Source organism: Vibrio sp. 1151_11 (assembly GCF_029478525.1).
GTDB lineage: Bacteria > Pseudomonadota > Gammaproteobacteria > Enterobacterales > Vibrionaceae > Vibrio > Vibrio anguillarum.
In genome coordinates this window covers 207862-220732 of record NZ_SHMN01000001.1, presented here as the reverse complement: position 1 = coordinate 220732, position 12871 = coordinate 207862, and the positions used below count along the sequence as shown (strand labels likewise).

Annotated in this window: 10 protein-coding genes; 1 reads left to right on the top strand and 9 read right to left on the bottom strand. The window is 45.0% G+C overall.

The window, feature by feature from the left end:
- The first annotated feature begins 69 nt into the window (after positions 1-69).
- Entirely contained in the window at positions 70-774 is a 705-nt protein-coding gene (locus tag EXZ60_RS00910; RefSeq protein ID WP_277435118.1) for a DUF445 domain-containing protein, read from the top strand.
- Between the two features lie 89 nt (positions 775-863).
- Here the strand turns inward: EXZ60_RS00910 and EXZ60_RS00905 are convergent, their stop codons facing one another.
- The 9 genes from EXZ60_RS00905 to EXZ60_RS00865 form a co-directional block, all read right to left on the bottom strand.
- Positions 864-1619 carry a phosphatase PAP2 family protein gene (locus EXZ60_RS00905; RefSeq protein ID WP_277435117.1) on the bottom strand — a complete coding sequence of 252 codons (756 nt, stop codon included), beginning with the start codon at positions 1617-1619 and terminating at the stop codon, positions 864-866.
- 313 nt (positions 1620-1932) lie between these two features.
- The gene (locus EXZ60_RS00900) at positions 1933-3810 is read right to left on the bottom strand and encodes a PhoX family phosphatase (RefSeq protein ID WP_094123614.1); all 1878 of its coding nucleotides are present in this window, start codon (positions 3808-3810) and stop codon (positions 1933-1935) included.
- A 106-nt stretch (positions 3811-3916) separates the two neighbouring features.
- Positions 3917-4753, bottom strand: a complete 837-nt coding sequence (locus EXZ60_RS00895; protein WP_277435116.1) for an arginase family protein — start codon at positions 4751-4753, stop codon at positions 3917-3919.
- A gap of 6 nt (positions 4754-4759) precedes the next feature.
- Positions 4760-5494, bottom strand: a complete 735-nt coding sequence (locus EXZ60_RS00890) for an IclR family transcriptional regulator (RefSeq protein WP_010316838.1) — start codon at positions 5492-5494, stop codon at positions 4760-4762.
- Positions 5495-5655: 161 nt separating this feature from the next.
- Positions 5656-7542 (bottom strand): methyl-accepting chemotaxis protein, encoded by a 1887-nt coding sequence (locus tag EXZ60_RS00885; protein WP_094124805.1) that lies wholly within the window; start codon positions 7540-7542, stop codon positions 5656-5658.
- Between the two features lie 325 nt (positions 7543-7867).
- Positions 7868-8725, bottom strand: a complete 858-nt coding sequence (locus EXZ60_RS00880) for a hypothetical protein (protein WP_277435115.1) — start codon at positions 8723-8725, stop codon at positions 7868-7870.
- Complete coding sequence (locus EXZ60_RS00875) at positions 8725-9588, bottom strand: ABC transporter ATP-binding protein (protein WP_277435114.1); 864 nt, start codon at positions 9586-9588, stop codon at positions 8725-8727. The genes EXZ60_RS00880 and EXZ60_RS00875 overlap by 1 nt, the downstream gene beginning before the upstream one ends.
- Positions 9585-9956, bottom strand: a complete 372-nt coding sequence (locus EXZ60_RS00870; protein ID WP_026028428.1) for a GntR family transcriptional regulator — start codon at positions 9954-9956, stop codon at positions 9585-9587. The genes EXZ60_RS00875 and EXZ60_RS00870 overlap by 4 nt, the downstream gene beginning before the upstream one ends.
- 194 nt (positions 9957-10150) lie before the next feature.
- The gene (locus EXZ60_RS00865; protein ID WP_277435113.1) at positions 10151-12700 is read right to left on the bottom strand and encodes a glycosyl hydrolase family 18 protein; all 2550 of its coding nucleotides are present in this window, start codon (positions 12698-12700) and stop codon (positions 10151-10153) included.
- Between the last annotated feature and the right edge of the window lie 171 nt (positions 12701-12871).

Below are 12871 nucleotides of genomic sequence, written 5' to 3'. Positions count from 1 at the left end.
TGATGCTTCCACAATTGACTCTTTTTCCTTAGAATTCGCCCATTCCCTTTATTTAACTAGATTTGGATTATGAACAAGAGCTTACTCACTAATATCATTGCGCTAGCGCTCCTAGCAGCGGGCTATCAACTGGATAACACTATTGCGCTGTATGCGGGCTTATTTGCCTTTTCTGGCGCAATCACCAACTGGCTTGCGATTCACATGCTGTTTGAAAAAGTGCCAGGACTCTATGGCTCGGGTGTGATACCTGCTCGCTTTGAAGAGTTCAAAACCGCAATCAAGAGCCTGATGATGGAGCAATTTTTCACCCAGTCCAATATTGACCGCTTCCTCAGTAAAGAGATGACGGGCAGTAAAACGTTGGATCTTGAGCCTGTGATTGCCAAAGTTGACTTCAACCCAACCTTTGATTCTTTGGTCGAAGTGATTGCAAACTCTCCATTTGGCGGCATGCTGGCGATGTTTGGTGGAACCGACGCGCTACAACCACTCAAGCAACCGTTTGTCGAAAAAATGCAGCAATCTATGATTGATATCAGCCAAAGCGATAGCGTTAAACAAGCGCTCAAAGAGCAGTTAGAAGCTCCTGAGATGATTGAAGAGATCACCGCTAACATCGAAAACATCATCGATCAACGTCTCAATGAACTCACGCCTAAATTGGTGAAAGAGATGGTACAGAAGATGATTAAACAGCACCTTGGCTGGTTGGTTGTTTGGGGCGGAGTATTCGGTGGTTTGATTGGTATGGCTTCCTCCTTCTTTGCCTGATTGCCGTTACTTATGTGATGGTAAAATGTGATTACAAAAAAGCCAGTACGTTTAAATGTGCTGGCTTTTTTATGATGACTCGTGACCCGTTAACAGAGATGAAGACGCGTTAATAGTGGTTTTAATTTAGGGTGATCTAAGGGGTACACTTTGGGTATCACAAGGTAAATCATGCTGACAAACAGCAAGGAGCCGTATAAATCAACCGGACGATGCATCCCTAACCATAAGCGGCTAAAGGCAATCCCACAGGCCCAAAGCAGTAGACCCGCCGCAAAAAAATAGCGCTTTTGTTCAATAAACAGACCACCAAAGAAAGCCAGACAAATAGCAGCGAAGATCGTATGGCCAGAAGGAAATGAATAGTCCTTTTCACCCTGCCAATGACGTAAGCGCCAGTCACTGACTTGGGTTGCGATGTCGGTCATCACACTTTCTTTTTGTAATTCACTCAATTTATAAAAATGCGCAGGGTTTGGAATAAGCAGTTGATGCGTCATCAATTCAGTGTACGGGCGCGGGCTCTCTGTCAGATGTTTTAAACCCGTTTTGGCAGCCATACCAATCACCAATAACAAGCCAATTTGAATAATGCGGTTAAGCAGTTCAATGCGGGAAGTCGCTGTCCGTGTTGCCAAAAAAGCCAACAAAGCAAAGGTAAAGCCAAAACCTTGCCAACCAGCCGAATCGGTTAAATAGGTAAAAAATGCACCGACGCCCTCGCTCACTGGCGTGGTCAAATCAATCGAAGACCCAACCAATGAGATGGGAACTAACAGCAACGAGAACAAGGCTAAGAGTACTAAGCCCGATTTTTTCATTTGGATTTGCTTTTTCACGCTCAATAGACACCGCTGGATTATTGAAGATCAGCATAATAACGGACGACACGCAAAGAACGTATCAAGCAATTGTCAATTTGAGGGAAAATAATCGCCCCGATCTCACCTTTTTTACTTATTTTCCTGACACAAAGAATTCATACATAACGTGTAGGAAAGGCAAACCAGACCATGTCCTGCCTAAGCGAAACAACGTCTTCTTTCGTGCAAGATAGGAGGCTCCAAGACCGTGAATGGATGATGGTAACAGCGTTGACCGACAGCAGGAATGTTAAAAAGGGAGCCGCAGCTCCCTTCAGCGGAAAATGATCAGGGCTTATGCGCCAATCACCCCGCCGTCTTCACGAGTGATCATCATAATGGTCGAACGCGGCTTGGTGGTTCCGCCGTATGGGAAATGCGATGGCGCTTCATCTTCCCCAGGGTGTTGAACGCCAACAAACATGGTTTTTTGATCCGGTGAAAAAGTTAACCCGGTTATTTCACAAGCAATCGGCCCAGTTAGGAAACGTTTGACTTCACCAGTAATTGGATCCCCACACAACATTTGGTTGTTGCCTTGCCCGGCAAAATCCCCTTTGTTGGAATAGTTGCCATCGGTTTGAATCCACAAGCGACCCGCTTTGTCAAAGCCGATACCATCTGGGCTGTTGAACATGTTGTCTGCTGAGATATTGTCGCTGCCCGCATAGAGATCGCCTTTATGTACCGTTGGGTTGCCCGCAATCAAGTACAGATCCCATGCAAACACAGTGCTAGTGTGATCCTCATTGGCTGGCATCCAGCGCAGAATCTGGCCATAGTTATTCTTAGCGCGAGGGTTAGGACCACCAACAGGTTGCCCCTCTTTACCTCGGTTTTTATTGTTGGTCAGTGTACAGAACACGTGCTTATTATCAGGGTGAATCGCAACCCATTCAGGACGATCCATTGTCGTAGCACCCACTTGAGTCGCTGCGCGGCGAGCAAAAATCATCACTTCTGCTTGGTCCTTAAAGCCATTTTCTGGCGTTAAACCATTTTTACCAAAGGTCAGTTCAAGCCATTTTCCCGAACCTTTCAGTTCTTTCTCATTCATATCAAACTTAGCGACAAAGAGGGTTCCTTCTTCTAATAAATTGCGATTCGCCGCATCGTTACCAACTTGGTAGCGATTTTTTGAAACGAATTTGTATAGATGTTCACCGCGTTCATCATCCCCCAGATAGACCACAGCATGGCCGTCTTTGTTGAGAGTAAGCGCCGCATTTTCATGTTTGAAACGGCCTAACGCCGTGCGTTTAAGTGGCGTCGATGTTGGATCGTTCGGATCAATTTCCACCACCCAACCAAAGCGGTTTGGCTCATTGGGATTTTTCGCAACGTCAAAACGCTCATCATGTTGGTGCCATTGATAGTCACTGGGTTTGGCTTCAATACCATAACGCTTATGATCAGCCGTTAACTTCACGCCATCTTGGTTACTACCAAAGAAATCATCAAAGTTCTCCTCACACGTTAAGTATGTCCCCCACGGCGTTTGACCATTCGCACAATTGTTAAAAGTTCCCAGTGGATTTAAGCCCTTAGGATCAGTGGCGGTTTTCATTAGCGTATGGCCTGCAGCTGGCCCAGTGAGCAGCATTGGTGTGTTTGCCGTGATACGACGGTTACGCTTCCCTGCGCGGTCAACCGTCCACTGGCCATTTTTGTTCATCACTTCGACGACAGTAACGCCGACCGCAGCTTGCGCTTTACGCACATCATCTGCTGTCATCGATTTACCTTTGTGATCAAACAAGTATTCGTAGTTGGTGTATTCATTATTAATCGCAAGTACACCGCGATCATCCGAAATTGGGAAGAAGCTCATGCCATCAGTGTTATCACCAAATTGAAGCTCTTGTGCTCGTGAATCTTGTTTACCACTTTGGTCAAACTCAGGAGCATCAACAGAAATGGGGTCACCCCATGAAATCAACGGAGTCGCTTTATACCCTTTAGGAACAACGATGGCATCTGCCGTTGAGACAGGAATGGCTTCAAAGTTGAGCAGTGAAGAGCTCGACTTTGCCGCCACAGCCTTAGCAACTGGATTTAAAGATAAAAACGCGCCTGCACTGACTGCCGCACTACCCGCCATAAAACGACGACGAGAGAGCCTCGCTTCGATCATTTCACTAAATTGAGACTCTTGCTCTTCACGCTTCCACATGTTTGCTCCTTGACTTTACTTGTCTTGTTATTGGATTTTGCAAGCAGCTTAGCGGTCTATCGTGACAAATAAGTTAAATTTACATTGCTTAACGGTGACAGTGCCACTACGCAGCGTGGATTACATCTGGCGATAAAGCACATAGCTCATCTAAAATTTCTTTGGTCTGCTTAGAATAAATCAATTTATCCTTCGCCCCCACCAGTTGGATAAGCTTTACCTTGCCCGAAAGCGCACATTGCCTTAACGTTCTTAATACCATTTGGTTATCTAACGCGTTGTTCTCATCAACCCCCACTCCCGGAACTAAAGAGGCTAAATCAATCGTCACGATCAGTTGATCACAATGCTCTATGTAGTGACCTAATTGGCTTTTTAGTTGATTACGATGACGAAAACTGCACTCATTCAGCGTTAACCAATCACAGCCTAAATCTTCTGCATACTCCCACACTTGGTTGGATTGATGCATTTCATCAATTCCAATACAAAATAGGCGCGTATTGTTATAGCGAGAGAGTGCAAAATGAAATGCAGAGCCAACTTGTAGGTCCAGCGTTTGTTTCAGCTCAAAATGATGTCCGATACTCACAATACCAACTTCGTCATTCTCAAAAGCCATCACTGGTAATGCATTGAGCAGCATTTCGTGACAATTCGCTAGTACGACGGGCACTGAGCTCAGTGCTAATTGATGACTCAAGGTATCTTGAAAACGGGTGGCATTTTTATCTTTGACGACTATATGTCCCGCATCAGAGTAACAAGGCGTGGATTGACTCTGATAGAGCCAATCTGATGCAAATTCAAGGCTCTGCTGAGCAAATTCAAACTCTACTTGAGACATTGGCTTTATCTGTTCACAGAGTGTCATGAACGTGAATGGATAAGCGGGTTGGCTCTGTGTACGACTCATACGGTAGCGTTTGAATAAACTTAGCATTATGAATTACCTTTCTGGTGGCAACGCTCTTGCTGCCTGTAATACATGTAAAATGATCCGCTGCTTGTTGGTTTCAACACGATGGGCTGGAGCCATCACTGAAATTGCGCCGATCAACTTACTCCCTTTCATTACAGGGGCACTAATTCCGGAAACACCAGGATCAATCTCTGACGTACTCACGGCGTACCCATTACGACGTATTTTTTCCAACTCTGTCTGCCATTTTTCCATTTGGTGGTCTTCACCAAAATAACGAAGAATTTTTTCACAGCGCGGAGCGGGTAAATACGCCAACATCACTTTAGATGAGGCACCTCGAAGCAGGGGTTGACTTTGACCCTGGACGAAGCTGCATCGAAGTGCCTGCATACTTTCTTTTTGGCTAACGCACAAGGCTCGGTATCCCACCGGAACCATGTATGCCGCCATTTCGCCTGTCTGTTTCTGTAATCGACTTAACACCGCATCGACTGCATCTAAATTGTGTTGACTCGTTTCATAACTGCGCATTAAAAGTAGAGCCGCCGAACCGATGATCAACGTTTTGTCGTGTGGGCTCTCTTCGATCAAGTTCCACTCTTTCAAAATCTTCAGATGTCGGTACAAACTACTCAGCGGAACTTGCAATTGTTCGCTCAAGGTTTTCGCTGATACTGGCTCTTCATTTACCGCCACTTGCATCAATAATTGCAGTGACTTTTCATTAACTTGGCTGGCCGATAATTTCGTTTCGTTCATGTTTTCTTTTTAGCCTCATTTATTCCACGCCTCAACTATGATTCTTATATATCGAGAATTTAAGATTAATAACAGACTTGCTTTCTCACCAAGTGAGAAAACATAACAATCTGATCAAAAAAAGGCTCCGCAGAGCCTTTTGAATAAGAAAGAAACAACCGTTACGCTAATTTAAATGTCGCCACTTTTGCACTCAGCTCTTCCGCTTGCTGCTTGAGTTCATTGGATTGGCTCAAGCTATCTTCTGCACCAATGACCAGTTGCTCCGTCACATCCTTGATAGAAGTAACATTTTGTGTAATTTCACTAGTCACATGCGTTTGCTCTTCGGCTGCCGTCGCAATTTGCGTCGCCATATCACTGATCAAGGCAACCGCTGCTTTAATTTCTTCAAGCGCACCGGATGCTTTATCGGCATCTTCCACTGAGTTCTCAGCGAGCGTTGAGCTGCTTTGCATCAACGATACCGCACGTTTAGTGGTTTCTTGCAGGGTATCAATGGTTGATTTTATCTCTTCGGTAGAAGTATGGGTGCGCTGAGAAAGCACACGAACTTCGTCTGCTACCACGGCGAAACCTCGGCCTTGCTCACCGGCTCGCGCAGCTTCAATAGCCGCATTCAGCGCAAGTAAGTTGGTTTGTTCTGCAATGCCTTGAATGGTTGCCAGTACGGTCGAAATCTCTTGCGCGTGTTGGTTTAGTGCGGCAATCACGCCACTGGCCTCACTCACTGATTTTGCCAAGTTATTGATCGAGCCTTTGGTATGAATCACCAAGGCATGTCCATTGTTGGTGCTGGTTGCCGAGTCTTGCGCCGCTTTTGCCGTTTGCTCTGCGTGAGAGGCTATCTCTTGCGTTGCCGACGCCATTTCAGTGACCGCAGTAGCGACCATCACAATTTCTTGCTGCTGGTGACTAAGCTCTGATGCCGATTGATTAGCGCGATGCGCGCCATGTTCTGATTGCGCTTCCAATTGATGAGACTGGTGACGAATATGGCCAATAAGTTGTTGTAAACTTTCCACAAAGGTATTGAAGTTTCTGGCCAATTCACCTACTTCATCGCTGTTCTCTACTTCAATACGTTGGGTTAAGTCACCACTACCGTTTGCAATTTGTGCCAACGCTTGAGAAACATTATTCAAAGGACGGAACAAAATATTACACAATAAGTTGAACAGCAGAGTACAGAGTATGACCACAACGGCAGTAACAATGAGCTGGCTGAAGGTAGCTTCAGATAAAGGTGCGATGAGCGAATCGTGATTGATGACCACAACAGTACTGAGATTCGTTCCGTTGATGCTTCGAGCGTAGAGAACATACTCCTCACCTCGAATATCCACCAATAAATCGCTGCTTTTCGCAATCGCTTGGCGGATATCAGCGAAATTTAAACCCAGATCAGAAACACTTTTATTGAGCAGCTTAGTATCACTATGGGTAAAAATATTGCCTTTATCGTTAGCAATAAACATATATCCCTCACCCGGCAAAATAACTTGCTTCATGCTGTTGAGGATGTCAGTAATTTCTACGTCGGCGCCTAAAACGACTTGTTGGCCATTTAAATTCAGTGCCTTACCTAATGAAACCACATTAGCGCCCGTTGCCGCAGCAACGGTTGGGTTATCCATAAACACTTTTGATGGGTTTGCTTTAGCGTTTGTATACCAGCCCCATTTGCGCGGATCATCGTTCCCCGGCGGCAAGATGACACCATTAGCGTTGTTTTGCGAACCGTCGGGGTAAGCAAGAAATACGTTGTCAAACGCTGCAGAATCTCGAACTTGTTTTAAATGTGTCACGATGGCTTGTTTCTCGGCATCTTGCGACAGCGAGGTTAAAGCACGCTCTTTCGACAGTAACCAGTCCGTCACATACTGATTATAAGAAGCGGTGGTACTTTGTAATCGTTGTTCAACATCAATATCTAATCGCTCCAGTGCAGCTCGATACGACAATGCTTCAACGAGTAATCCCCCAAGAATAATGGCAGCGCTGGCTGAAATCGCCAGTTTATTTTTTAACGACATTTTTTTAAACATAGGTAGACCTATTTGTAATAGTAATTTAACTCAAACCGATAGAATTCTCGATCAATTGGACATTATAATTTCAAGCCTCGAAATAAAACTTGAAGCAGTCCACGTCTTTGTCATTGCTCACAAAGGACTACAAAATAGCATAGTGCATTTAACACATTTATATCATGTGAGTCAGAGAGTTGATTACTCATCACTTTGGAACTAACTTCTAATTTTGAGTGAATTTTTCTGGTCTAACCTTTTCTATCCTCACCATAGTAACCGCAGGAAGTAGGCGAAAAAAAGAGAACAAACGCTCTCTTTTTGATTAAGCTTAACCAGAAACTTATCGGGTCAACAGTGACTTCAATGAAAGTTCATCAGTACTATAGAGCTTGTGGCTAATCCAGTAACTGGCGATACCAATCATGATATACACAAATAAATTACCCCAACCAGCACCTTCAAAAGCCGTGAACATGTTTGAAGAAGTCATTAACTGCAACGGCAAGTTGAAAATCGCGTGGTAAAACTCCCCTACAATGTCAGAATTCAGCATAACAATCGAGATCCATTTAAGCGCGAAACCGCCCACGAACATCACAAGGATCGGCGAATTAAATATCTGTGAAATAACTAAAGTAAAGCAGGCTAATGGCAGCATCGTCACAGCAATCACCCACATGATACTGAGGTAATTCAACCAGTGTTGAAGGGCATATCCTAGAGAACGTTGTTCAAATAGTAGGGCTAAACGGTTTTCTGTCGCTAAGTTAAGCCCCCACAGCAGAACGTCCGCACAAATGATTAACACGGAACAGACCACAGGGATTACAAATAAGCCAAACCCCAGTTTCACTATGTGGGTCATATTGTTCGTCACTGGCATGCTGCGCCAGAACATAGAGCTTCCCTCTTTACGCTCCTTGCGGAATGTTCTGGGGAAATAGAGTGAACTGAGCATTAGCGAAATAAAACCAACAAGCATGATGATAAAGGTGTTGAAATCATCCACAAATTCGATATGGACATCACTGATGTCACCACCAAATTCCATCTCAAAAAACAGGTTGTGTTGCAGTGTATTGTTCATTAACAAACTGATGAACAATAGGGTTCCGCATACCAATAGAAACAAAGGAATACGCGTAACATTTTTGTTTTCAATCAGCTCTTTTTCAAGCATATAAATACTGGGGTGCATTATGCGTTCTCCTTCTGCAAGGCAAGAAATAGTTCAGCAAGTTTTACACTGTAAATAGAACCAAGCCCTTCAACGGCTTGACGGTGTTCTGAAGTCAACAACCACTTTGTTGTTCCCAAGCTTGGCTGAGATGCCAAAGGACGATAGGTTTGGATAACGTCTTGATGTGCGTTACTGGCCTCTAGAACAAAATACCCTTGTGTAATCGCCTCCATTGAGTCTTGCAGCACGACCTTACCTTGCTTCAAGATCAGCACATCCGTTAGCAAATGTTCAATTTCCGATACTTCATGACTAGCAATAATCAAGGCACGCTCACCATCATGAAACCATTCGAGTAAGTGACGATAGAAGGTATCACGGTAGATTAGGTCCAAACCAAGAGTTGGCTCATCCAAAATCAGCACTTTGGTATCGGTGGCAATCACAATGGCTAAATGCAGTTGTACTTTCATCCCTTTTGATAAGGTACGAATTTTACTTGATAAACGAATGTTGGTTTGTGTAAGGACTTGCGTGGCCTTGTCTAACGAGAAGCTGGGATGCACGCCTGACGTATAACGCAAAATTTGTTTAACCGTCATCCAATCTGGCAACACATTGACGTCTGAAATGTAGGAAAGATGCGCCATCACTTGCGCATGTTCCGTAATCGGATTTAAGCCCTGGATCAAAATGTCACCTTGATAATGGTGAGCACCGAGCAACGACTTAATTAAGGTCGACTTGCCCGCACCATTATGTCCGAGCAAACCGAGCACCTGTCCTGCGTAGAGCTTAAAGCTCACATTCTGCAGAGCTTCCGACTCGGCATGCTTTGCGTACTTTTTAGATACACCGTTGACTTCGACTAATGGATTCATTGGTCACCTTCAATATGCTGTTGTAGTTGGTTGATAAAATCCTCAAGCGGCATCGCCAATAGCTTGAGTGTTTGTGCAATTTCTGGGATCTGTTGCTCTAAAAAGTGCTGCTTTTGTTTCGCCTGTAATTGCGCTAGCGCTCCTTTCGCGACATACATACCTTGACCTCGTCTTTTTTCAACAATGCCTTCGTCAACAAGCAGTTGATAGCCTTTCATGACAGTTAAGTGATTGATTTTCATATCTGCCGAAACGGTTCTTACCGAAGGCAACGCACTATCTTCTAGCCAAATACCTTGTAGGATCTGCTCGGTAATTTTGTCGGCTAGCTGACGGAATATGGGTTGGTTATCTTGCCAATCTGTCACAATTTTATACCGATATAGTGTTATACACATATATAACACTAAAGCAAAAATATTGAATTGCAAGTGATGAATGAAAAAACATAGAAAAACGCACAAAAAAGCCTCGTGTTAGAACGAGGCTTGAAGTCATTGTTTGCGATAAAAAGTTTATTAAAACCCGTTAGCTTATTGAGGTAACTGGTTTATTAAAGCAATCAGCTTGTTGGGCAACTCGCAGGACCAATCTCTTTCCATACTCCCCACACACCAGTAGTCGATGGGTTTTCGCCAGTTGTCCACCACTTGGCTTCCCATACTTTACCTGCCCAAGAAACTTGTTGACCGCCAGTATAAACCGCTGATTTATCCCACAAGTTACTGCAAGTGTCACCACCACCAGAATCTTTCTTCGCCACGATAACCGATGCACTTGCAGAGGCCGCCGCTTTACCATCACTGACAGTTACAGTGAAGCTTAGCGTGGTGTCTTGGGTATACTCAGGAGCAACAAACGAAACACTCGCACCTTGAATGGTTGCATTTAGGCCTGCAGGTACATCCCATGCGAAAGTTAAGGTGTCTTGATCGACGTCACTTGAAGCGGAAGCGTCCACCACCACAACCTCACCAGCACTGGCATTGCTTGGCGCAGTAATCACCGCCACTGGTGGCGTGTTCACAGGCTCAGTTGCTTTAGGTTTGACCGTTACAGTCACAACATCAGAAGCCGTTGCGCCTTTGTTATCTGTGACCGTCAACTTGAACGTCAGCGTTTGTACTTGTACCACTTCGGCCGCGTCAAAACTGGCTCGTGCAGAATTAGCGTTTACTAAGCTCACTGCTGTGCCCGCCGTTTGCTGCCACACGTAACTGACAATAGTGCCATCACTGTCTTTTGATGCACCGCCATCAAGAACAACACTCACCGGACCAACCACCGATTGATCAACACCTGCATTTGCAGTGGGCACGCGGTTCGCGGGGGGTGTAGTGCCTCCTCCTGCTAAGCTTTCATGCATCGCATTTAGGATGTCACCATTATCAGCGTCAATCTCCCAAGAGAACAACCCGGCCAAACCAAGGTTTCGAGCATAGGCGCCTTTGGCTTTGATTGAACGGTTATCGTCAAAAGTAACCAGTTGGCCCGTTGTACGATTCCAAATCCAAGGTGCTTCAGCTTGTGCATCGTATCCATATTCAAAGCCATTAATACCGGTATTATTAGCCCCTAACATGAATGATTTGATGCCTTTATAGTCAATCACGCCCGCTTCCCACACGCCTTGCGCGGAAGTGCCTTTCAATTTTCCGTTACCTACCCCTGTCATCGGATCGGTTGGATCACTTAATGAAGCCGGCATTACCCCTTCCCAGCCACGGCCATACATGGCCGCACCTAAGACTAACTTATTAGCAGGGACACCCTGTGCTAGCAGTAACTGGATACCGTTATCCGCCGTATAGGCAGGGCCTTTATAAGGTTCGCCATTTTCATCCACACCTTTTCCGTCACACTGACCAGGGCGCATGAATGAACCACAATAAAGCGCGGTTTGGTGGCCTAATACGTTATTCCAACCGCCATAAAAATCATAAGTCATGGCAAAGATGTAATCCATATATTGAATGGCTTCGCCGTAATTAACATCTTCAATCTTGTCATGACCAACACCAATCGCTGATGTGAGCTCATAAGTGCGGCCATTTTCAGCTTGCAATTCATCAAGCATGGCGCGCAGTTCACGCATTAACGCAATGTACGCCGGGCCATCATTGATGGGGTCACCGCGATCCGCCGCTTGGCCACCGCCTCCTGGAAATTCCCAGTCGATATCCACGCCGTCGTAGAATTTCCACGTGGTTAGGAATTTCTTCACTGAGGCTACAAAAGTATCGCGGTTGGCTTTGGTGGTAAAATCAAAAAATGGGTCAGAGAGTGTCCAGCCACCGATAGAAGGGATAATTTTCAGATCCGGATTACGCTGTTTGAGCGCCATCAACATGGCGTAGTTACCCTTAATCGGGGAGCTATATTGGTGACCCGCTTGCGGGAAACTCTTTTGATACGCCGCCCAAGGATCATGAATCACCACTTCGTAGTCATCCACCCCATTACATGCGGTCATCAACGCGTTGTAGCTGTTTCCACCGACGGATTTCAATGATTCGTTAGGGCCACAAATTGGAATGAAGCCGTATAGAATATGCGTCAGATTATCAGCCGGGATGTTATCTACCGTATATTTCCGGTCATAGATGCCCCACTCAACAAAGTAGGTTCCAACCACCGTATCTTTATCGGTCGTGTAAGTCTTGTTATTGGGATCAATATTCATCACCAAAGGTTTGAGATGTGAGCCATCGGTATCGGCAATTGTTATCTCAACGGGTGCACTTTTGCTGCAACCTGTCGCGTCGCAAGCTTCGATTGTCATTTGGTAAACACCACCTTGTGCATAACTGAAGTTTGCGGTGGTTTGGCTGCCAGTGATTGGGCCTGTCGCGACCTGTGCGCCATCAAAATAGATTTTATACGTGTTGCCCGTTGTACCACTCCATTGGTTAAACTTAACGGCAATCGGCGCTTGGTCATAATATTTGACCATTTGGTTATAACCAGCCGTGCTTTCCATGGCTAATTCAACTTTAGAAAACTGTAGATTATTCGACCCATAGACATCGACGCTAGGGGTTGCTGGTGCTGCCATTGCCGTGCCCGAAAGAGCCATTGCAATACTTGCGGCGCACAAAGTAATACGATTCATACCTAATATCTCTCATTTCTGAATGTTTCACTTACATTTAAGCAAGCTGCTCTTCTGATAAGGCATTGAAGAACATCCATTTCAGTATTTACAAGACTTATTTTTTTTAGCAAAAAAATAAAAACGCTTTTCGAGTCATCGTTAAAATTTTGTTATGGGGATTCACCGTGT